Here is a 22,084-nt window from a genome sequence, read left to right as displayed (position 1 = left end):
GGGTGTCTGACCCAGTCAAGTTGTTCGTATGCTCGGGGCATGACCGAGAGCAGTGCGCTTGATCCTGAGGACCGCAAGATCGTCACCCTGGCCCGTTCGGCCCGGGCCCGTAACGGGGTGCCCGAAGGGGCGGCCGTACGGGACTCGACGGGGCGGACGTATGTGGCGGGGACGGTGGAGCTGGCCTCGCTGAAGCTGAGCGCGCTGCGGACGGCGGTGGCGATGGCGGTGGCGTCGGGGGCGGAGTCGCTGGAGGCGGCGGCGGTTGTGACGGTTGCCGACGGCGTTTCGGCGGAGGACCTTGCGGCGGTGCGGGATCTCGGGGGACCGGGGACGCCGGTGCTGCTGGCGGGGCCGGACGGAGAGGTACGGCTCACTGTCCCCGCCTGACCTTTCCCACCCACCCGACTCGCTCCGCTGAGAAGCGAGGCGTTCTCTGACTCCGTCGGGGGAAGGGTGGGGGTTGGCTGACTTGAGGCGGGTGCGGCGCCGCCCCCACCCAGCCGCACCGAACCACCGGCCCGACCGCTCCCTCGGCGCCGCGTCGCAGACAGTCGGCCAAATTTCAACCTTGTCGGTCCGTGCCTCTCGCGTATCAATGGGAACGTAAGTTCCGACGGGCCGTCAGATTTTGACGGTGCGTCAGATTCGGCCCCGCGGTGTGTCCGCATCCACCCGGACCGGGGTCGCCATCCCCACATGGCATTCCCACGCAACGGGAAGGGAGCCCGATCTCCATGAAACGCTTGACCACCGGTGCGGCACTCGCGGCGGGGGCCCTCGCCGCCACGGCGCTGGCCTTCGCCCCCTCGGCCGCCGCCGTCACCCCGACCACCGCCACCGTCACCGCCAGCTGCGGCATCTTCGGCGGCGGCGCGGCCACCCTCACCGCGACCCAGAGCGGTACCTCGGCCACCCTCACGCTCACCTCCAGCGCGATCACCACCCCGCTCGCCCTGTCGGCGAACTCCATCGCCTCCACGCTCACCATGGCCAACTCCACCGGCAGCAACGTCGTCTTCAGCGGCACCGTGAACCCGGCCATGGCGGCCGGCAGTGCCGTCACCGTCGGCCCGCTGCCCGGCACCGTCGCCTCCGGTGACAGCCTCGACTTCCACGGCGGCTCACTGAAGATGGTCATCTTCGGCGTCACCGTCACCTGTACGTCCAGCGCCGCCCAGTCCCCGGGCCCGTTCGTCTTCTGAGTCCGCTGACGGGTTCGTTCCGGATGCCGCAGAAGCTGATGAACCGTCAGGTTTCTGCGGCATCTCCATTGACTTCTCACGCGCCCTCCACATCAATGGCCCCCTGTCGGCGCAGAGGAGCCGCTGCGCCCGCAACCCTCAGGAGGGGGCTTCCATGGGTTCACCCCCAAGATCACGAAGATCCCGACGGTGGCGCTGGATCTCACTGTTCGGGGCGACCGCGCTCGCGGTCACGACGGGGGGCGCGCTGGCCTGTCCGGCCGGTGCCGCCGGGACGAACGTCGACTTCGCCACGCACTGCATCCCGCCCGCGGTCGCGGGCCTCCCGCCGATCGACGGCACCACCACCGCGAGCATCTCGGTGGACGACACCACCCCCAAGGTCGGCGACACGGTCACCGTGACCTACACCGTGGTCACGCCCGCCGCCAACAACCCCACCGCTCTCGCCCTGCCGGCCGACATCATGACGCCGACCGGGAAGGTCACGCTGGGCGGGGCGCAGAGCGGGGATGTCACGGTGACCGGGCCGAAGAAGAACGACCCGGTGCCCGGGTACGGGACCTTCCCGTCGTTCTCCATGACGGGGACGTTCACCGTCACCTCGCCGGGTGCCATCACCCTCTCGCCCGGCGACTACAACATCCACACCAGCTACATCCTGGAGCTGGACACCCCCTGCACGGTCACCAACCCGCCCGCCCCGGTGTCGGAGACCGTCACGGCGACCGACTCGACTCCGGTCAACAACCGTGCCATCAGCCTGAGTTCGGCCTCCGGGAACCCCGGTGACAGCGTGACCGTCAGCGGCCGGAACTTCACGCCGGGCGCGAGCGTGACGCTGGCCGGGCGGTCCGGGTCCAGCCAGACCGCGGACACGGCCACCGCGACCGCGGGTTCGGACGGTTCCTTCAGCGCCCCGCTCACCGTCAACGACAAGACGACGACCGGGATCGTGGCGTACGAGGGCAGTGCGTGGAGCGACACGGCGGGGGCCGGTCCGGCCGCCTACGTCGTCAACGACACCACGCCGGTGCCGGCCGGAAGCCAGAAGCTGACGACCACCGTCAAGGCGGGGACCCTGTCCATGTCCCAGGCCGGGGACTCCGTCGCGCTGTCGGCGGTCGACTTCGGTCAGGGCGGGGCGTCGACGGGCAACCTGCAGACCGTCACCGTCAAGGACTTCCGCGGCGGTCCGGCCGGCTGGTCGCTCACCGGCAAGGTCACCGACTTCACCGGTCCCGGCGCCAAGATCGACGCCGGGAAGCTCAGCTGGACCCCGTCCTGTGCGACCAAGGCGGGCAGCCCGAGCACCTGTGCGGCCGGTTCCGCGGGCGCCGTCGGCGGTTCCGGAGCGACCCTCGCGTCGACCCCGGACTCCACGGTCACCGGCGGTGAGTTCACCGTCGGCGCCGGACTCTCCCTGGACGTACCGGCGTTCACGCCTCCGGGGTCGTACTCCGGAGTCCTGACCCTGACGCTCACCTGAGCCAACTCCCCAGTGGCGACCGGGCCTCCATGAAAGACCCGGTCGTCACCCGACCCGCTTCCGACCGGGGGTCCGCACCCATGCGTCGCGTCAAGCCGTATGTCCTCCTCCTGAGCCTGCTCCTCGGACTCCTGTGCACGGCGGCTCCCGCGCACGCCGCCGACAACGGCAGCTGGTCCGTCTACCCGGTCGCCTCCAGGATCGCGGCGCGACCGTACTTCTATCTCTCCCTCGACCCCGGGCAGACGATCACCGACAAGGTGGCCGTCGCCAACAAGACCGGCGAACCGCTCACCTTCCGGCTGTACGCGGCCGACGCCTACAACACCGCGCGGGACGGCGGGTTCGCCGTCCGCACGGTGAAGGAGAAGATGAGCGGGGTGGGGGCCTGGGCGAGCGTCGCGAAGGCGCGGGTCACCGTGGAGCCGCACAAGACGGTCACCGTTCCCTTCACCCTGCGGGTGCCCCGGGGCGCCGAACCCGGTGACCATCCGGGGGCGATCGTGGCACTGGACGAGCGCGTCGACCCGGGGGCCGGCTCCCTCGCGCTCGGTGTGCAGCGGGCCGTCGGCGCCCGGGTCTATCTCCGGGTGAGCGGGCCGACGCTTCCGGCCGTCGCCGTCGAGCATGTGCACCTCACCCACCACCAGCCGCTGGTGCCCGGCCTCGGCGACAGCACGGCCACCGTCTCCTACACCCTGCACAACACGGGGAACGTGACGTTGAACCCCAAGGTGCGGCTGCGGGCAGAGGGGCTCTTCGGTCGTACGCTGCTCAGTCGCGACCTCACCGGCGTCCCCGCCGAGCTGCTGCCGGGGGAGCGGGTGCGGCTCACCGCGCCCTGGCGGGACGCGCCCCAACTCGACTGGGGCAACGTGACGTTGACGGCCAGCGCGACCGGCACCAAGGAGTCGGCGAGCACGTCGTTCCTCGCGCTGCCGTGGCTCGTGGTGGGGCTGGCCTTCGTCGCCGGGGTGGCGGGCGGCGTGCTGCTCGCCCGGGCCCGCCGGGGCCGCGGTCTGCCGCGGCTGCTCAGAGGGCGTCGGGGCCGCGCTCGCCCGTCCGCACCCGTACGACCGTCTCCACCGGCAGTGCCCACACCTTCCCGTCCCCGATCTTCCCCGTCCGCGCGGCCTTGACGATCGCCTCGATCGCCGGCTCGGAATGGGCGTCCTCGACGACGACCTCGATCCGGACCTTCGGGACCAGGTCGACCTGGTACTCGGCACCGCGGTACACCTCGGTGTGGCCGCGCTGCCGGCCGTACCCGCTGGCCTCGGTCACGGTCAGGCCGTGCACCCCGATCTCCTGAAGAGCGGTCTTCACCGCCTCGAGACGGTAGGGCTTGACGATCGCGGTGACGAGCTTCATGGGCGGGTCTTGACCTTCTGGGCGGAGGGGAGGACGGACGCGCTGACCGGGGCGCCGTGGCCCAGGACTCCGTGATCGTAAGCCGTCTCGGCGTGCACCGTAAGGTCCAGGCCGGTGTGCTCCTGCTCCTCGCTCGCCCGGAAGCCCAGCGTCCTGTCCAGCAGCTTGCCGAGGCCGTACGTCACGGTGAAGGCGTACGCCGCCACGGCCACCACCGCTACCGCCTGCCTGCCGAGCTGGGCGAGCCCGCCGCCGTAGAAGAGGCCCTCGGCGCCGCCGGTCATGGCCCTCTCCGCGAACAGGCCGATGAGGAGGGTCCCGATGACTCCGCCGACCAGGTGAACGCCGACGACGTCGAGCGAGTCGTCGTAGTTCAGCCGGAACTTCCAGGAGACCGCGTACGAGCAGACCACGCCCGCGGCGAGGCCGACGACCAGCGCGCCGAGCAGCGAGACCGAGCCGCAGGACGGGGTGATCGCGACCAGGCCGGCGACGGCGCCGGAGGCCGCGCCCAGGGTGGTCGGGTGGCCGTCCCGCTTCTGCTCGACGAAGAGCCAGCCCAGCAGGCCCGTGCAGCCGGCGGCCATGGTGTTGAGGAAGGCGGCGGCCGCGAGACCGTTGGCGCCGAGCGCGCTGCCCGCGTTGAAGCCGAACCAGCCGAACCAGAGCAGACCGGCGCCCAGGATCACCATCGGGAGGTTGTGCGGGCGCATCGCGTCCTTCTTGAAGCCGAGCCGCGGGCCGAGGACCAGGCACAGGGCCAGGCCGGACGCGCCGGAGGTGATCTCGACAGGGAGGCCGCCGGCGAAGTCCAGGGCGCCGAGGTGGTGCAGGATCCAGCCACCCGGGCCCCACACCCAGTGCGCCACCGGAACGTATACCAGCAGCGCCCACACCGGCACGAACACCAGCCATGCCCCGAACCTCGCCCGGTCCGCGACCGCGCCGCTGATCAGCGCGGCCGTGACGATCGCGAAAGTGAGCTGGAAGGTGGCGAAGAGGAGGGTGGGGACCGTGCCCTGCACGCTGTCCGGTCCGAGCCCGTGCATCCCGGCGTGCCGTAGCCCGCCGATGAGCCCCGCCCCGGCATCCTCCCCGAAGGCCAGCGAGTACCCGCCCGCCAGCCACACCACCGTCACCAGCGCGATCGACACGAAGCTCATCATCAGCATGTTGAGGACGCTCTTCGTGCGGACCATGCCGCCGTAGAACAGGGCCAGGCCCGGGGTCATCAGCAGGACCAGGGCGGTGGCGGCGAGCAGCCAGGCGGTGTCGCCGGTGTCGGCGTGCGCGGCGGCGGTGATCACGGGCGTCTCCAACGTCGTGGGGGCTCGTCAGAGATTCACCGGAACGCGTTTCCGGCCGCGTACGGATGTGTTTCCGTGACGTTTCATTGCCTCTGGGTTACCGAAATCTCACGGTGCGGCGGGGCGTCGTGGATCAGGGAGAATGGGGGCCATGAGCGTTCGCAGCCAGTCAACCGAGCCGTCGGAATCGTCGGAGGCCGCCCACCGGGCGGGCTTCGCCTGTTTCGTCGGGCGCCCCAACGCGGGCAAGTCCACCCTCACGAACGCTCTGGTCGGGCAGAAGGTGGCGATCACCGCGAACCAGCCGCAGACCACGCGGCACACGGTACGCGGCATCGTGCACCGGCCGGACGCGCAGCTGATCCTGGTCGACACCCCGGGCCTGCACAAGCCGCGCACGCTGCTCGGCGAGCGCCTCAACGACGTGGTCCGCACCACCTGGGCCGAGGTCGACGTGATCGGCTTCTGCCTGCCGGCGAACGAGAAGATCGGCCCCGGTGACCGCTTCATCGCCAAGGAGCTGGCCGGGATCCGCAAGACCCCGAAGATCGCGATCGTCACCAAGACCGACCTGGTCGACTCCAAGACCCTCGCCGAGCAGCTGATCGCCATCGACCAGATGGGCAAGGAACTGGGCTTCGAGTGGGCGGAGATCGTGCCGGTGTCGGCGGTCGGTGACAAGCAGGTGAACCTGCTGGCCGACCTCCTCGTCCCGCTCCTCCCCGAGGGCCCGGCCCTCTACCCCGAGGGCGACCTCACGGACGAGCCCGAGCAGGTCATGATCGCGGAACTGATCCGTGAGGCGGCCCTGGAGGGCGTCCGCGACGAACTGCCGCACTCCATCGCCGTCGTGGTCGAGGAGATGCTCCCCCGCCCGGACCGCCCCGCCGACAAGCCCCTCCTGGACATCCACGCCAACCTGTTCATCGAACGCCCCAGTCAGAAGGGCATCGTCATCGGCCCCAAGGGCACCCGGCTGAAGGAGGTCGGCATCAAGTCACGCAAGCAGATCGAGGCGCTGCTCGGCACACCCGTCTTCCTCGACCTGCACGTGAAGGTGGCGAAGGACTGGCAGCGCGACCCGAAGCAGCTGCGGCGGCTGGGGTTCTGAGGGGCGTGCGGGGTCGGCTTCGGGGCGGCAGGCGGATCGAGGTTTTCCTGGGCACGCCGGCCGCGCGGCGGAAGCCGCATGTCGATGCCGCCTCGACCTCCGCGTCAAGGCGGCGAAGGACCGGCACCGGGATCCCAGGCAACTGCGTCGGCTGAACTGGGCCCGATCACGTTTCCCAGAAGGGGGCGCCGACTCGGATCCGGATCTGCCGGTCGCGGTCCACGTGCATGGCGACGGTCCCCTCCACGGTCTCCCCGGCCTCGGGGAGCGGCACGGGCGGAGCTTCCGGGTCGTTGATCGTGCCGTCGGGGTTGTACGACAGGAGGTCGATGAATCCGTTGACCCCCGGGGCGTCGTCGAGTTCGAGGAACACCCCGAACGGAAACCGGTCCTTCACCCTGCCCCGAGCGGCGCTCCCCAGGGGGTACCGCCGCTTCGCCGCTTCCCACATTTCCTCGCCGCTCACTTGTGCCGCACCCTCGGATATTGATTCAGATCTTCGACGACATTGTTCGGGATCTCCAACTCCTTTTCCGGGCCGCCTTCGTAGTTCCGCTCGTACTTCTCGTACTTGGCGGCGTACTCGGATTTCGGAATCTTGATCTCTATGACGCCCTCGCCATAGGATTTCGCATATTTCTCGGCAATGTGCCGCTCCTTCGCGAAGTACACTCTACCGTTGGGGTAGATGTAGTCGGGAGCGTCCGGATCGCCGGGGAAGTCGGCCTCCCGGTACCCGTATTTCTCCTGTTGCTCGCCCAGCTTCCGCCCCGGCGCCTTGAAGATGGACTGTGTGCATTCCTCCGGCGAGAGGCCCAGATGGTCGCTCCAGACGTCGGGGTTGGTGACGTAGGCCAGCGGGTTGGGGGCGGGAGCGAGGCCGAGGGGATCCGCGGTGAGATAGCGACCGGTCTCCGGGTCGTAATGGCGGAAGTAGTTGTAGTGAAGTCCGGATTCCGGGTCGAAGTACTGCCCCGGAAAACGGAGCGGAGTGTACGTCGCACTGCCGGTGGCCCAGGCCGTCGTACCCCAGACGGTTCTGCGTGCCTGCCAGCCGATCTCGCCGGTCTCGTCGACGAGCTCGGTGGGCGTGCCGACCAGGTCGGTGACGATCGAGAAGAAGCGGGAGTCGATCTCGTTCTGAGGCGCGTCCGTCGCGGAGATCCGCTCGGTCTGCGCGACGGGATGGAGCCGCTGATGATCCCAGGTGAGCGTCACCTGATGCGGAACGTCCGGTTCAGCGGTCGTCTGCTCGCACAGGGCACTGCCGTCCCAGGTGAAGACGGTCTCCTCCACCACCGTCTCGCCGTCCGGGCCGAGGCGTTGCTTGGCGGTTCTGCGGCCGAGCGGGTCGTACCGGTAGCGCCACCTGGTGCCGTCCGGCGTGACGACGGCCGTGAGGCGGTCCTCGACGTCCCAGACGTAGCGCCAGGTGCTCGGCTTGTGGGACAGCCGGGTCCGCTGCCGGGAGACGACCCGGCCCCGTGCGTCGTGCCCGTACCGGTACCGGCCGGCTCCCACGATGGCTGTACCTGCGTAACTGCGGGGCCCGGCGGCGTCCGGGCTCGCGGGGGATCCCGGCCACTCGGCATGGGTCTGGTTGCCCGCCGCGTCGTACGCGTACGCCTCCGACCAGTCGTGGGCCCGGACGGTGGTCACCCGGCCCAGCGCGTCCAGCTCCATGGTGCGCGTACCGGAGCCGCTGTCCCGCACACCCACCAGGTTGCCGTCGGCGCGATACGTGTAGGCCCGCTGCTGGACCGGCGTACCGTCCGCCGTGGTCACCGACTGCGCCACGAGGCGGCCCAGTTCGTCGAAGGCGTGGGCCAGCGTGACGTGGTCTCCGAAACGTCTGGCCGTCTCCCGGCCCGTCGCGGAACGCTCGAAGTCGATCACCCTGCCGGACGTGATCAGCCTGACCAGACGGCCCGCGGCGTCATGAGCGCGGGTGCTCACCGCACCGCTGGGGGTGGTACGGCCGACCCGGTGTCCTGCGGCGTCGTAGGTGAAGGTGAGGACGCGTCCGTCGACGGTCTCGGCGAGCGGCCGACCGAGAGGGTCGCGCTCGACGGTCATCGTCGACTGCGGGCTCGTGGCGTGGACGAGGCGACCGGAGGCGTCGTAGCCGAACTCGGTGACAGCCCCGGCGGCATCCTTGCGGACGATCCGGCCGAGCACATCGCGCTCGAACGTCACCGTCTCGCCCATGGCGTCGGTGCGTGAGCCGAGTTGCCCCGTGGCGTCGTGCGTGTACGCCACCGTGCGGCCGTCGAAGTCCGTCTCCGACACGAGGCGGCCTGCCGGGTCGTACGCGTAACTCCACGCCATACCCAGGGGGTTGACGACCCTGGTGAGGCGCAGCGAGGAGTCGTAGGCGAACTCGTGCCGGGTGCCGTCGGGAGCGACGCGTGCCCTGAGCAGGTCGAACTGCGTGTACTCGAAGCGCGAGAGGTGCCCCGACCGATCCGTGTGCGAGGTGCAGTTGCCCTCACCGTCGTAGGTCCAGGTCTCGGCCGCGCCGTCCGCAGCGGCCCGCCGGAGCAGCCGGCCTTCCGCGGACCAGATGAGGCGGGTGGAGTGCCCCGCCTCGTCGACGATCTCCACGGGCCGCCCCATGGCATCGCGTGTCCAGACCACCTCGGACCCGACGGCATCCGTGATCCGCAGGGGCAGCCCCGCGGGATCGCACTGGACCGTGGTCGTGTGCCCGAGGGCGTCGACGATCGCGGCGAGGTGTCCCGTGCTCGTGTAGACGGCTCGGTCGACGGCGCCCGTCGGATCGACGATCGCCGTGCAGTTGCCCCGTTCATCGTATGCGTAGCGCCACGAGGCGCCGTCCGGCAGCTCGACGACCGTGGCCAGCTGGAGATCGTTGTAGGCGGCCCGGACGACGCTGCCGTCGGGGCGGGTCACGGCGACGGGCAGGCCCAGCTCGTTGTTGGCGATGCGTGTGGTGCGTCCCAGCTGATCCGTCGCCGACACCAGGAACTGCCGGCTGTCGTACTCGGTACGTGTCGTACCGCCCAGGGCGTCGACCTCGGCGACCACCAGGCACGCGTCGTCGATCACGTAACGGGAGACGGCACCCTCGGCCGACGTGACCTCGGTGACCCTGCGTCCGGGCCAGGCGGGGTCCGTTCCGTCGTACGAGAAGGTGTTGGAGAGGTGGCCGTCCTCCCCGCCCTGGGCGATGCAGCGATCGTGCTCGTCGTAGGTGTAGGTGTAGCGGCTGCCGTTGGAGTCGCGCCACGCCGCCGGGCGAAGGCGCTCGTCATAGGCGAATTCCGTTGTCGCGCCGGACGAGTCGGTCACCGAGGTGAGGGCACCGTCCGTATAGCCGAACCGCTTGAGCGTCAGGTCCGCGCCACCTTCGCCGGCCTGGGCCAGGTTCAGCGCCGTGACGCGTCCTTCGCCGACGGTCAGGGTGAGGTGGTAGCCGGCCGAGTGCCGGATCGCCAGGGGTGTGCCGGCGGCGTCGAACTCGAAGGCGATGGTGTTGTGGTTGCGGTCGGACATGAGCGTCGGGACGGCGACGCCGTGATCGGGTGGCGCGAAGTGCCGGCTCAGACCGTTGACCGGGTCGTCGACCCGGTAGCCGCCGTCGTCCAGCCGGGTCAGGGGCCAGCACGGACCGGCATGGGGACGAACGCCGTCGCCCGGGCTCTCGGGATGGGGGTATGCGAGAAGCAGTCCGTCGTCGCTGACGAAGACGATGCCTTGCTCGTCGATCTCCAGCCGCTGGTCGACCGTCGATGCCCAGGAGGAGCCGAACCACCATCCCGTGCGATGTCCGGATGACACTCGGCGGGTGAAGACCAGTGGCAGTGTCCCCTGAAGGATGACGTCCGTCTCGGCCAGAAAGGTGTGGCCGGTAGCGACGTCGACGGGGTCGCCGCACCCCTTGACCCTGCTCTTCAGCCGGTTGAAGGCGCCCTTGGCACCGTCCTCCAGCATGCCGCGGGCGTTCTTGCCCACGCCCTTCACGGCCAGGCTCATGGCCTTCATGCCGCCGCGGAGGTTCTTCATCTCCTTGAGGCCCTTGGCGAGTTTGCCGAGGCTGGTGATGCCCTTGCCGCCGGGTATGCAGTCCAGCGCGGCGAACGCCACATCCCATAGGGAGGCTTGGCCTTTGGAGTATTTGTAGAGCGTGTCGGCGAGGACGACGAGGGCGGCGACGAGGACGATCGCGCCGAGGATGGGCCCGCCGATGATCATCGCGATGATCCCGACGACCGCGACGACGACCTTGCAGACGGTGACGATGGTGTCCCAGTTGTCCTCGAACCAGTGGCCGACGTCCTGCCACCAGTGCCGGTTCGGGATCCCCGCGTCGGAGGCCTCGTCGATCTTCCGCTTCGCCTCACCCGCCGCGTCGTCCCGCATCTTCCGGGCGTCCTCGGCCATCTTCTTCGCCGCGTCGAGGGCGTTCTGCGCGCTGGTGACGTCCGACTGCGCCTTGGTGTGCGCGGACTTGGCGCTCTGCACGTCCCGGGTGGCGGCGCGCACCTTCGCCTCGTCCGGCTTGTCGGCGGTGGATTTGCTGCCGGTGGGGTCGTCCTTGTACTTGTCGGCTTCCTTGCCGGCCCGGGTGACCCACGAATCGGCGGACGACAGATGGGACTTGGCCGAGCTCAGGTCGGACTGCGCTTCCTTCGCCTTGGCGAGCGCCTTGTCGGCCAGGGCCTGCGCCCGCTCCAGCTTCGGCCAGTAGTCCGCGAGGGCGTCGCCGCACATCTCGTACGACTTCTTCAGCTTCTTCAGGTTCTTCGGGACGTCCTTGAACTGCTCCTTGAAGACGTCCGCGGACTTGCCCGCCCACTGGAGAAGGGTGTCCTCGCCGGCCATGCCCTTGACCAGACGCAGTGCGTCGGAGACGTCGTCGGCGAAACCGTGGAGCTGGGCGGCGAGGGTGCGGACGCGCTGCGGGTCCCCGGGGGTGGGGTCCTTGTCGAGGTCGAGTGGATGCCAGTCCGCCGGTCGGTACCCCGCCATAACCCCGCAACCCCCGTTGCCGTTCCTCACTCATTGCGTGTGCGTCCCGGCAAAGGTACCCGGTGGGTCAAGGGCGGCTCGGGGTCATGTCCTGCAGGCCCACCACCCGTAGCAGTTGCAGGCGTTCATGGGACTCCGTGCCCGGGCGGGCCGTGTGGATGACGAGTTGCTGGTGGGTGTCGGCGTTGAGGAGGACCTCGCAGTCCAGTTCCAGGAGGCCGACCGTGGGGTGCAGGAAGCGCTTGGTGGTCGCGCGCCGTACCGACACCTCGTGTTCGGCCCAGAGGCGGGCGAACTCGTCGCTGCCCGCGAGGAGTTCGGCGACCAGGGCGGCGGGGACCGGGTCGGTGGGGCGGGCCGCGGCCACCGCCCGGAGGTTGGCGACGTGGTCCCGGGTGTGTGCCGGGCGGTCCTCCGGCGGGAACAGGTCGCGGGTCGAGGGGTCCAGGAAGTAGCGGCGGAGCAGGTTGCGCTCGCGCGGCGGGCGGGCCAGGACGTCGCCGCTCAGCGCCCGCGACAGCGCGTTCTGGGCCAGGACCTCGCCGTAGTCGGTCGTCACCAGCGCCGGGGTGTCGTGCAGCCGGTCCAGGACCAGGAGGAGGCCGGGGCGCACGTGCGTGCTCGTCGCCTCCCGGCGCGGGGGTTCCTCGCCGGCCAGGTGGAACAGGTGATCGCGTTCGTCCTCCGTCAGGCGCAGCGCGCGGGCCAGTGCCGTCAGCATCTGGCGGGAGGGACGCGGGCCCCGGGACTGTTCGAGGCGGGTGTAGTAGTCCGCCGACATGCCTGCCAGGGACGCCACCTCCTCGCGGCGCAGGCCCGGGGTGCGGCGGCGGGCGCCGGGGGCCAGGCCCACGTCGGCGGGGTCCAGGCGGGTGCGGGCGTGGCGCAGGAAGTCGGCCAGTTCGGGGCGGTTCACCCCTCCAGGGTGGCCCGGGCCACCCGGCTTATCCAGGGACTGCCGATCCCCTGATCGGGAGGTCTCTCCCGGCCGTCTCCGAGGAGGCCGAGGCTGGTGGCACCAGAGCGAAGGCGGCAGAAGGAGAAGGACATGATCACTCTTGTCACCGGTACCACAGGACAGGTCGGACGGCGGTTCGTGCCGCGGCTGCTCACCCAAACCCGGCGGGGGGAGAGGGTGCGGGTGCTCGTACGGGACGCGGCCCGTGGGGAGCCGTTCGCCGGGCTGGGCGCCGAGGTCGTCGTCGGGGACCTGCGGGACGAGGAGGCGCTCGGCAAGGCCGTCGCCGGGGTGGACGCCGTCGTGAACGTCGCGGCCTCTTTCCGCGGGGTGCCCGACGAGGAGGCCTGGGCCGTCAACCGGGACGCGGCGGTGGCCCTGGGGAGGGCCGCGGTCTCGGCCGGCGTACGACGGTTCGTGCAGGTCAGCACCGGGAACGTGTACGGCACCGGGCGCGGCCGTCCGCTCACCGAGGACGACGAGAGCCGGCCCGGCGGTGAGCTGTGGGGTGCGTACCCCGAGGCCAAGGCGGTCGCGGAGCGGGAGCTGCTGGCGCTGGAGGGCGGGATGGAGGTGCGGATCGGGCGGCTGCCCTTCGTCTACGGCGAAGGAGACCCCCACCTCGTCAACGTCCTGCGCTGGGCCGCGAACTGGGCGCCCGCCCAGCGGCTCCAGATGGCCCACCACGCGGATGTCGGCCAGGGCCTGATGCGTCTGCTGTACGCCCCGGCGGTGAACGGCCCGCTCTACAACATCGCCGACGACGCCCCCGTCACGACCGTGGAGCTGTACCGGCTCAACGGCGTCGAGGTGCCCGCGGACCTGCACACCCACACCGACCCCGATCCCTGGTTCGGGATCATGTCCAATCAGAAGATCCGCCGGGACCTCGGCTTCCGGCCCGTCTACCCCAGCGTCTGGACCGCCCGCGACGCCGGAGCCCTGTGAGCGGCTAGTCGACTCCCCGGATCCGCCCCACCAGCCCCGCCCCCGCCAGTCCGATCACCGCCGCCGCCAGGTAGAGCACCCGGTAGCCGCCCAGGTAGGTCACGATCGGCGCGGCGAGGGCGGGTGCCGCCACCTGGGGCAGGGCGTTGGCCACGTTGATGACGCCGAGGTCCTTGCCGCGGTCCAGGGCCTTCGGCAGGACGTCCGTCATCAGTGCGAAATCGACCGAGGTGAACACGCCGAAGCCGATGCCCAGGAAGGCCGCCGCGACGATCGCCCCCGGCCAGGTCTGCCACGCCGCCAGCAGCGCCGTCGCCGCCGCCATCAGCATCCCCGACCAGACCACGAACGGCTTGCGCCGGCCCACCCGGTCCGACCAGACCCCGCCGACCACGACCGTCGCCATCAGCGTCAGCCCGTTCACCGCCGTCAGGATCAGCACGCCCCGGTCGGGGTCGGAGTAGTGGAGGCGGTCGCGGAGGTAGTAGAGCAGGTACAGCAGGACCAGGGCGTTGCTGAGGTTGATCAGGAAGCGGGTCAGCCACGCCCAGCCCAGGTCGGGGTACCGGCGCGGGCTCAGCCAGAACCCGGCGAGAAAGGCCCGCCAGGACCAGGGCGGCCGGTCCTCCGGGGCCAGCCGCAGATCCGGGTACCGGAGCACGTACGGCAGCACGCCGACCGCCGTGAACACCGCGCACGCCACATAGCCCGCCCCGACGCCCCCGGCGGCCGTCGCCAGCCCCGTGCCGCCGACCACCCCGAGGATCTGGGCGGCTCCCAGCCAGCCGCCCACCGAACCCCGCTGGCTCCTCGGCACCCGGTCCGGCACCGCCGCCGTCACCGCCGCGAAGGCCGCGTTCAGCGTCAGCTGGACCAGGCACCAGCCCAGCATCATCGTCCCCATGCCGCCGGCGCCCGCGAGCAGCAGCAGCGACAGCGCGCCGCCCGCCGTGCCGGCGACGATCCACGGCGTACGGCGGCCCCAGCGGGACGTCGTACGGTCCGACAGCGCGCCGAAGACCGGGTTCGCCGCCAGCGACACCACCGCGCCCACGGCGGTCACCCACGCCAGCATCGTCTCCTTGGACATCCCGGAGCCGGGTGCGAAGTCCTTGGCCTGGGAGGCCAGAAGGATCTGGAGGGGGCCGTACCAGCCCACCCAGATCGCCCCGTTGGCGAGGGAGAGCGCCGAGGTCCAGCCCCGGCCGACCTTCTCGGCCGGTTCCGCCAGCGCGGCCGGCGCCCCCGTCGTCGTCATCCCTGCGCCTGGGATCCCTGCGCCTGGGATCTCTGGGCCTCGGATCTCTGTGCCCGGAGCAGGTCCCGGAACCAGCCGTACGACGACTTCGGCGTCCGTACCTGGGTGTCGTAGTCCACGTGGACCAGGCCGAAGCGGCGCGCGTACCCCTCCGCCCACTCGAAGTTGTCCAGCAGCGACCAGACGAAGTAGCCGCGCACGTCCACGCCGGCCTCCACCGCCCGGTGCAGCGCCCGGATGTGACCGTCCAGGTAGGCGATACGGGCCTGGTCGTCGACGCCCTCGTAGGAGCAGCCGTTCTCGGTGATGACGATCGGCGGGAGCCGGTCGCCGTAGCGGTCCCGGAAGCCGGTGAGGAGTTCCGTCAGGCCCTCCGGGACCACCGGCCAGCCGAAGTCCGTGACCGGTACGCCCTCGATGTCCTGGACGGAGAAGGGGAGTTCGGCGGGGAGGGTGAGTCCGCCGAACTCGATCTCGGCGCCCTGCGGGGCGCCCACCTTCGTCGGGGCGTAGTAGTTGACGCCGTACCAGTCGAGCGGCTCGGAGATCACCTTCAGGTCCGCGGCGACATCGCCCGGCATCAGGTCGCCCATGCCCTCCGGGTACTCGCCCAGCAGAACCGGCTCCGCGAACAGGCGGTTGAGGAGGAGGTCGTAGAAGCCGGCCGCCTCCAGGTCCGGCTGCTCCTGGGAGGCCGGCCAGGTGGGGCCGTGGGAGTTGGCGATGCCGATGTCGGCGGCGCCCGCCGCGCGCAGTGCCCGTACGGCCAGGCCGTGGGCGAGGAGCTGGTGGTGGGCGACCGGGAGCGCGTCGAACATCAGCTGCTCGCCGGGGGCGTGGGCGCCCAGCGCGTGGCCGAACAGGGTGTGTTCGGCGGGCTCGTTGAGGGTGATCCACTTCTTGACCCGGTCACCGAGCCGGTCCGCGACCGTCGACACGTAGTCGGCGAACCGCGCGGCGGTGTCCCGCTCCAGCCAGCCGCCCCCCGCGGCGGAGCCGCTGTCGGGCCCAGCGTGGAGGGCCGCCGGCAGGTCCCAGTGGAAGAGGGTCGGGACCGGCCGTACGCCCGCCGCGCACAGCTCGTCCACCAGGCGGTCGTAGAAGTCCAGGCCGCCCGCCGAGCGCACCCGCGGCCAGGAGATCGAGAAGCGGTACGCGTCCACGCCGAGGCCGGTGAGCAGGGCCACGTCCTCGCGGTAGCGGTGGTAGTGGTCGCAGGCCACCGCCGCCGTCGAGCCGTCCTTGATCCGGCCCGGCTCGGCCGAGAACACGTCCCACACGGAGGGCTCGCGCTCATCGGCCGCGCCCTCGATCTGGTGGGCCGAGGTCGACACACCCCACAGGAAGCCGTCGGGGAAACCGGGGAAACGGGGTATCGGACGGTCCGCGTCAGTCGCCATGGCCGGGATCATCCTTACCGCCAGTAACAGAAGTCAACGTCCGGACGTGAACTACCCGTTACCGGTTCCGGTTAGGCGCCCTCCTTCAACACCCTTGAGATCAGCTCGCGTTGCTCGGAGGTCAGCCGCGGATCGGCCGCGTACACCGTCCGCCCGTCCACCGTGATCCGGTACGCGAACCCGTCCGGCACCCCGGGCGGCGGCGTGCCCCGGCCGGCCGCGAGCGCGTGCTCGGCCAGGGCCTGCCACTCATGGGCGTCGGGCAGCCCCGAGGTGTCCACCTCGGCCCGCCGCTCGATGCCCGCGAACCCGCCCGTACGCCTCACCTGAATACGCATGGGTCCCTGTGTAGTACGGGATCAGCCGGTCTGCACACCCACCTGCGCCCACGCCTTGAGGACCGCCTCGGTCTCCTCGCCCTCCTTGAAGCGGGCCTTGGCCGCCGCCACGGTGAGCGTCGCGAAGTCCGTGAAGCGGGCGTCCGACCGCAGTTCGCCGCCGGTGAGCACGTCGTACCAGATCCGCCCGGCCCGCTCCCAGGCGTTGCCGCCGAGGGCGGTGGCGAGCAGGTAGAAGGCGTGGTTGGGAATGCCGGAGTTGATGTGCACGCCACCGTTGTCACGGTTGGTCTTCACGTACTCAGCCATGGTCGCGGGCTGCGGGTCCTTGCCGAGGCGGGGGTCGTCGTACGCGGTGCCCGGGGCCTTCATCGAGCGCAGGGCCACACCGTGCACGCCCGGGGCGAGCAGGCCCTCGCCGATCAGCCAGTCGGCGTCCTCGGCACTCTGGCCGAGGGAGTGCTGCTTGATGAGCGAGCCGAAGACGTCCGAGACCGACTCGTTGAGGGCGCCGGACTGGCCGTAGTACTCCAGGTTGGCGGTGTACTGGGTGACGCCGTGCGTGAGCTCGTGGCCGATGACGTCGACGGAGCTGGTGAAGTCGGTGAAGATCTGCCCGTCGCCGTCGCCGAACACCATCTGCTCGCCGTTCCAGAAGGCGTTGTCGTAGTCGACGTCGTAGTGCACGGTCGCGTCGAGGGGGAGCCCCTGGCCGTCGATGGAGTCCCGCTCGTACGCCGTCAGGTACAGGTCGAAGGTGGCGCCGAGGCCGGCGTAGGCGCGGTTGACGCCGGCGTCCTGGCCGGGCTCGGAGCCCTCGTCGCGGACCTTGGTGCCGGGCAGGTCGGTGCCGTGCCCGGCGTCGTAGACCGTGCGGTGCGGGGTGCCGGTGGCGGCCGCCACCGACGGGGCGACGGCGCCGCGGACCGTGGTGATCCGGCGGCGGGTGCGCTGCACGGCGTCCTGCTGGAGGGTGCGCAGTGCGGAGTCGGCGAGCTCCCGGTCCTCGTGGGTGGCGAGGTGGTCGAGGATGTGCGGCGGCACGATCCCGCAGAAAACGGGCGTGCGGCGGATGACGGGCTCAGAGCCCCCGTTGGTCGTCATGCACCGCACCCTCGCACTGAGTCACTTGACTGTCACTACCCGCAACCATGATTGGTGAAATACCGCGACAATTGATGACCCTGCGTGAGGGGGAGTGGTATGGCGCACCTTTTGTCCTGTTCGTCCCCACGGTCCCGCATACTGATACGGCGCCCCGCGTTCGAAGGGGCTCGACTAGCATGCGGAACATCATGCGTTTCGGGCTGCTTCTTCTTAGCTGCCGCGGCGAGGGCCTGTAGTCCAGGTCGACTCCCTCCCCGCGGAGCTTCGTGTTGCGTCGTCGGCCGTCCTTCCGGACATCCTGAGGAGCCCCGCGATCATGGCGAACCGCCAGCAGCCCACCACCATGCCGATCCACAAGTACGGCCGCTACGAGCAGGTCGACATCCCGGACCGCACCTGGCCCCAGCAGCGCATCACCGCCGCCCCCCGCTGGCTCTCCACCGACCTGCGCGACGGCAACCAGTCCCTGATCGACCCGATGTCGCCCGAGCGCAAGCGCCGGATGTTCGACCAGCTGGTGAAGATGGGCTACAAGGAGATCGAGGTCGGCTTCCCCGCCTCCGGCCAGACCGACTTCGACTTCGTGCGCTCGATCATCGAGGAAGAGGGCGCGATCCCGGACGACGTCACGATCTCCGTGCTGACCCAGGCCCGCGAGGACCTGATCGAGCGGACCGTGGAGTCGCTGAAGGGCGCCAGGCGGGCCACCGTGCATCTGTACAACGCCACGGCTCCGGTCTTCCGGCGGGTGGTGTTCCGCGGCTCCAAGGACGACATCAGGCAGATCGCCGTCGACGGCACCCGCATGGTGATGGAGTACGCCGAGAAACTGCTGGGTCCGGAGACGGAGTTCGGCTACCAGTACTCGCCGGAGATCTTCACCGACACCGAGCTGGACTTCGCGCTGGAGGTCTGCGAGGCGGTCATGGACGTCTACCAGCCGGGTCCGGGCCGCGAGATCATCCTCAACCTGCCGGCCACCGTGGAGCGTTCGACGCCGTCGACGCACGCGGACCGCTTCGAGTGGATGCACCGCAACCTGTCCCGCCGTGAGCACGTCGTGCTGTCCGTCCATCCGCACAACGACCGGGGTACTGCCGTCGCCGCCGCCGAGCTGGCGCTGATGGCCGGCGCCGACCGCGTCGAGGGCTGCCTGTTCGGGCAGGGCGAGCGCACCGGCAACGTCGACCTGGTCACCCTGGGCATGAACCTGTTCTCGCAGGGCGTCGACCCGCAGATCGACTTCTCCGACATCGACGAGATCCGTCGTACGTGGGAGTACTGCAACCAGATGGAGGTCCACCCGCGCCACCCGTACGTGGGCGACCTGGTCTACACGTCCTTCTCCGGCTCCCACCAGGACGCCATCAAGAAGGGCTTCGACGCCATGGAGGCCGACGCGGCCGCGAAGGGCGTCACCGTCGACGACATCGAGTGGGCCGTGCCGTACCTGCCGATCGACCCGAAGGACGTCGGCCGCTCCTACGAGGCGGTCATCCGGGTCAACTCGCAGTCCGGCAAGGGCGGTGTCGCCTACGTCCTGAAGAACGACCACAAGCTGGACCTGCCGCGCCGGATGCAGATCGAGTTCTCCAAGCTCATCCAGGCGAAGACGGACGCCGAGGGCGGCGAGGTCACCGGCTCCGCCATCTGGGCGGTCTTCCAGGACGAGTACCTGCCGAACCCGGAGAACCCCTGGGGTCGTATCCAGGTGCGGACGGGTCAGTCGACCACCGACACCGACGGGGTGGACACCCTCACCGTCGAGGCCACCGTCGACGGCGAGGACACCGTCCTGACCGGCTCCGGCAACGGCCCGATCTCCGCGTTCTTCGACGCGCTGCAGGGGCTGGGCATCGACGTACGGCTCCTGGACTACCAGGAGCACACGATGAGCGAGGGTGCCTCCGCGCAGGCCGCCTCCTACATCGAATGCGCGATCGACGACAAGGTTCTGTGGGGGATCGGCATCGACGCGAACACGACGCGTGCATCGCTGAAGGCGGTCGTGTCCGCCGTCAACCGCGCGACGCGATAATCGCTCTGACCGGCGGTTTAAGGGCCCTGATCGTGCTGTACGGCGATCAGGGCCCCGTCGTTTACCGGCCATCCGGCCGTGGAGGTCACGGAAAGGTCTCGTACGGGGTACTGACTCCACCTCACCGATGTGGCTAACATCACGCCAGCGGTGGCGATGTTGCCACGGCGTTAAGGAGGTGCGACGTGCTGCCAGTACGGGGACGAGACGGCCGAACCGCCAGGCCTGCCCGCATTCTGGGCACCCGCACCGCATGGACGCCCGTCGGCGACGGCGAGTTCTTCTGCCCCGGCTGCGGAGGCGACCGCAACTACCAGCGGCTCACCGGCCGCCGCCGCTTCACCCTGCTCGGCGTGCCGGTGCTGCCGCGCGGCACCACCGGCCCGGTCGTGGAGTGCGCCGCCTGCCGTCACCACTTCGGCACCGACGTCCTCGACCACCCGACCACCTCCCGCTTCTCGGCGATGCTCCGCGACGCCGTGCACACCGTCGCCCTCGCCGTCCTCGCGGCGGGCGGCGCCTGCGCCCGTACGTCCCTGGAGGCGGCCGCGGCCGCGGTCCGCGCGGCCGGCTTCGAGGACGTCACGGAGGAGCAGCTGAGCGCGCTCGTCGACGCGCTCGCCGCCGACACCGGCAGGGTCTTCGAGCAGCCGGGCGGGGCGAGCCTCGCGATAGAACTGCACGAGGCCCTCGACCCGCTGGCCCCGCACCTCGCCCCGGCCGGCCGCGAGTCCCTGCTCCTCCAGGCCGCCCGGATAGCGCTCGCCGACGGCCCCTACACCAACGCCGAACGCGAGGTCCTCGGCACGGTCGGCGCGGCCCTGACCATCTGCGCCGACGACGTGACCCGCCTGCTGGCGGCGGCCCGCACCCCCTCCTGAGCCCCCGGCCGCCTCCGCGGAAACTGACGATGTGCCAAACCGCGTGACTCGTTCGGCCGTTGCGGGGGTGCGGTGAAGGCGGCGGCGAGGAACATGGAAGGGTGAGCCATGTGTCTCCTGTGACCCGTGTGAGCCGGATCTCCCTCGCGGCCGCCCTGCTGCTCGGGGCGTTCACCGTCGAACCCAGGGCCTGGGCGGCGACCTGCGAGTCCGCCGTGCCGTATGTGTCCGGCGAGGGCGGCTATACCCAGTACCGCATCCCGGCCGTCGTCCGCACCTGGCACGGCACCCTGCTCGCCTTCGCCGAGGGCCGGCACACCACCACCGGCGACAGCGGTGACATCGACGTCGTGTTGAGACGTTCCTCCGACGGCGGCTGCACCTGGAGCCCGCTCCAGGTGGTGGCCGACGGCAAGGGGAACACCCGGGGCAATCCGGCACCCGTGGTCGACCCGCGCACCGGCGACATCGTCCTGGTGACCTCCTACAACGACGGCTCGGTGAGCGAGGCGCAGATCATGCGCGGCCAGGTCACCAAGGAGCAGAGCCGCCGGGTGTTCGTGCAGCGCAGCCGGAGCGACGGCCGGTCCTTCACCGCCCCGCGGGAGATCACGGCACAGGTGAAACCCGCAGGTTGGCGCTGGTACGCCACCGGTCCCGGCCATGCCGTCGCCGTCACCGAGGGACCGCACCGTGGCCGCCTGGTCGTCGCCGCCGACCACTCCGGCACGCCGCGTCCCGGCTCCTCCGACACCGGCCGGGAGGCCAGGTACTACGGCGGTCACGCGATCTACAGCGACGACGGCGGCCGCAGCTGGCACCTCGGCTTCGTCGACGGCTCCTACACCGGCCGTGACAACGCCAACGAGACGACCGCCGCCCAACTCTCCGACGGCCGCCTCTACTTCAACGCCCGCGACCAGAACGGCAGCAGCCCAGGCAACCGCCTCAACGCCTGGTCGAGCGACGGCGCGGAAACCCTGGACGCGCAGTACACCGTCCAGCCGAGCCTGCGCCGGGTCCCGGTGGTCGAGGGCTCGGTCCTCCAACTCCATGGGTTCGACGCCCCGTTGCTCTTCTCCGCCCCCTCGATCCCGACGTCCCGCCAGGCCATGGCCCTGTGGACCAGCACGGACGAGGGCATCAGCTTCGACAAGCTCCTCACCCTGTCCGGCCGGAAGGCGGCCTACTCGGACCTGGTGCAGGTGGACAAGAGCACGGTGGGCGTGCTGTACGAGACGGGGACGCGGACGGCGTACGACACGATCGAGTTCCGGCGGGTCGCGGCGCCCCGGGAGTGAGCCGTGGCCGTGAACCGGCCGCCGCCGTGAACCGGCCGCCGCCGTGAACCGGTTGTTGCCATGAACCGGGCAACCGAATCCGCCCCGCCGGTGGTCTGGAGGGCGAGGGGGGCTGATGCAGGCCGAACTTGAGGCCCAGTTCCAGGAATTCGTCAGAGCGCGGTGGTCCCATCTGGTGCGGACCGCCTATCTGCTCACCGGCGACCCGCACCACGCGGAGGACCTCACGCAGACCGCGCTGGCGAAGGCGTACCGCCCGGCGCCGGGCGCCCCCCCCCCGGGGGGGGGCCCCCGCGGGCCCCCCCCCCGGCCACCCAGCGGGCCGGTGAGCATGCCCCCCGGAGGGGTTTTTTGGGGCGGTAGCCGCCGGAGTTGTTCGG

At 70.6% G+C, this 22,084-nt stretch carries 18 protein-coding genes; 9 read left to right on the top strand and 9 right to left on the bottom strand.

Features of this window, described 5'->3' with window-relative positions; all coding sequences use genetic code 11:
• Positions 1–39: 39 nt before the first annotated feature.
• From ACWGJB_RS09455 to ACWGJB_RS09440, 4 genes are all read left to right on the top strand, one after another.
• A complete protein-coding gene (locus tag ACWGJB_RS09455) occupies positions 40–390 on the top strand; it encodes a cytidine deaminase (protein WP_453379622.1) in 351 nt (116 codons plus the stop codon).
• Positions 391–737: 347 nt separating this feature from the next.
• On the top strand, positions 738–1,205 hold the full coding sequence (locus ACWGJB_RS09450; RefSeq protein ID WP_453379621.1) for a hypothetical protein: 468 nt from the start codon (positions 738–740) through the stop codon (positions 1,203–1,205).
• Positions 1,206–1,359: 154 nt separating this feature from the next.
• A complete protein-coding gene (locus ACWGJB_RS09445; RefSeq protein WP_453379620.1) occupies positions 1,360–2,694 on the top strand; it encodes a beta-xylosidase in 1,335 nt (444 codons plus the stop codon).
• Positions 2,695–2,774: 80 nt separating this feature from the next.
• A complete protein-coding gene (locus tag ACWGJB_RS09440) occupies positions 2,775–3,833 on the top strand; it encodes a WxL protein peptidoglycan domain-containing protein (RefSeq protein ID WP_453379619.1) in 1,059 nt (352 codons plus the stop codon).
• Here ACWGJB_RS09440 and ACWGJB_RS09435 read toward each other — a convergent pair.
• Both ACWGJB_RS09435 and ACWGJB_RS09430 read right to left on the bottom strand, forming a co-directional pair.
• Positions 3,727–4,065 carry a P-II family nitrogen regulator gene (locus tag ACWGJB_RS09435; RefSeq protein ID WP_453379618.1) on the bottom strand — a complete coding sequence of 113 codons (339 nt, stop codon included), beginning with the start codon at positions 4,063–4,065 and terminating at the stop codon, positions 3,727–3,729. The genes ACWGJB_RS09440 and ACWGJB_RS09435 overlap by 107 nt on opposite strands.
• Complete coding sequence (locus ACWGJB_RS09430) at positions 4,062–5,372, bottom strand: ammonium transporter (protein ID WP_453379617.1); 1,311 nt, start codon at positions 5,370–5,372, stop codon at positions 4,062–4,064. The genes ACWGJB_RS09435 and ACWGJB_RS09430 overlap by 4 nt, the downstream gene beginning before the upstream one ends.
• A 142-nt stretch (positions 5,373–5,514) precedes the next feature.
• Here ACWGJB_RS09430 and era point away from each other — a divergent pair, with 142 nt between their 5' ends.
• The gene (gene era / locus ACWGJB_RS09425; protein ID WP_453379616.1) at positions 5,515–6,483 is read left to right on the top strand and encodes a GTPase Era; all 969 of its coding nucleotides are present in this window, start codon (positions 5,515–5,517) and stop codon (positions 6,481–6,483) included.
• A 166-nt stretch (positions 6,484–6,649) separates the two neighbouring features.
• On the opposite strand, the gene ACWGJB_RS09420 is transcribed toward era, so the two are convergent.
• The 3 genes from ACWGJB_RS09420 to ACWGJB_RS09410 all read right to left on the bottom strand — a co-directional run bounded on the left by ACWGJB_RS09420 (position 6,650) and on the right by ACWGJB_RS09410 (position 12,391).
• Positions 6,650–6,949 (bottom strand): hypothetical protein, encoded by a 300-nt coding sequence (locus tag ACWGJB_RS09420; RefSeq protein WP_453379615.1) that lies wholly within the window; start codon positions 6,947–6,949, stop codon positions 6,650–6,652.
• Positions 6,946–11,475, bottom strand: a complete 4,530-nt coding sequence (locus ACWGJB_RS09415) for an RHS repeat-associated core domain-containing protein (RefSeq protein WP_453379614.1) — start codon at positions 11,473–11,475, stop codon at positions 6,946–6,948. The genes ACWGJB_RS09420 and ACWGJB_RS09415 overlap by 4 nt, the downstream gene beginning before the upstream one ends.
• Positions 11,476–11,542: 67 nt before the next feature.
• Positions 11,543–12,391 carry a helix-turn-helix transcriptional regulator gene (locus tag ACWGJB_RS09410; RefSeq protein ID WP_453379613.1) on the bottom strand — a complete coding sequence of 283 codons (849 nt, stop codon included), beginning with the start codon at positions 12,389–12,391 and terminating at the stop codon, positions 11,543–11,545.
• Between the two features lie 132 nt (positions 12,392–12,523).
• Between ACWGJB_RS09410 and ACWGJB_RS09405 the strand changes: the two genes are divergently transcribed.
• The gene (locus ACWGJB_RS09405) at positions 12,524–13,381 is read left to right on the top strand and encodes an NAD-dependent epimerase/dehydratase family protein (protein ID WP_453379612.1); all 858 of its coding nucleotides are present in this window, start codon (positions 12,524–12,526) and stop codon (positions 13,379–13,381) included.
• Between the two features lie 4 nt (positions 13,382–13,385).
• Here the strand turns inward: ACWGJB_RS09405 and ACWGJB_RS09400 are convergent, their stop codons facing one another.
• From ACWGJB_RS09400 to ACWGJB_RS09385, 4 genes are read right to left on the bottom strand one after another with little or no spacing between them, the layout of a single operon-like run.
• Complete coding sequence (locus ACWGJB_RS09400) at positions 13,386–14,639, bottom strand: MFS transporter (protein WP_453379611.1); 1,254 nt, start codon at positions 14,637–14,639, stop codon at positions 13,386–13,388.
• Entirely contained in the window at positions 14,636–16,051 is a 1,416-nt protein-coding gene (locus tag ACWGJB_RS09395) for a GH1 family beta-glucosidase (protein WP_453379610.1), read from the bottom strand. Before ACWGJB_RS09395 ends, ACWGJB_RS09400 begins: the two co-directional genes overlap by 4 nt.
• 59 nt (positions 16,052–16,110) lie before the next feature.
• Positions 16,111–16,377 carry a protealysin inhibitor emfourin gene (locus ACWGJB_RS09390; RefSeq protein WP_453379609.1) on the bottom strand — a complete coding sequence of 89 codons (267 nt, stop codon included), beginning with the start codon at positions 16,375–16,377 and terminating at the stop codon, positions 16,111–16,113.
• 21 nt (positions 16,378–16,398) lie between these two features.
• Positions 16,399–17,481 (bottom strand): M4 family metallopeptidase, encoded by a 1,083-nt coding sequence (locus tag ACWGJB_RS09385; protein WP_453379608.1) that lies wholly within the window; start codon positions 17,479–17,481, stop codon positions 16,399–16,401.
• A gap of 319 nt (positions 17,482–17,800) precedes the next feature.
• Here ACWGJB_RS09385 and leuA point away from each other — a divergent pair, with 319 nt between their 5' ends.
• The 3 genes from leuA (at position 17,801) to ACWGJB_RS09370 (ending at position 21,704) form a co-directional block, all read left to right on the top strand.
• Positions 17,801–19,522 (top strand): 2-isopropylmalate synthase, encoded by a 1,722-nt coding sequence (gene leuA / locus ACWGJB_RS09380; RefSeq protein WP_453379607.1) that lies wholly within the window; start codon positions 17,801–17,803, stop codon positions 19,520–19,522.
• A gap of 185 nt (positions 19,523–19,707) precedes the next feature.
• Positions 19,708–20,403, top strand: coding sequence for a TerB family tellurite resistance protein (locus ACWGJB_RS09375; RefSeq protein WP_453379606.1), 696 nt, complete (start codon positions 19,708–19,710; stop codon positions 20,401–20,403).
• A gap of 119 nt (positions 20,404–20,522) precedes the next feature.
• Complete coding sequence (locus ACWGJB_RS09370; RefSeq protein WP_453379605.1) at positions 20,523–21,704, top strand: sialidase family protein; 1,182 nt, start codon at positions 20,523–20,525, stop codon at positions 21,702–21,704.
• Positions 21,705–22,084 lie beyond the last annotated feature (380 nt).

It is taken from the genome of Streptomyces sp. NPDC054813 (genome assembly GCF_053611365.1).
This window is presented reverse-complemented; position numbering and strand designations above follow the sequence as displayed.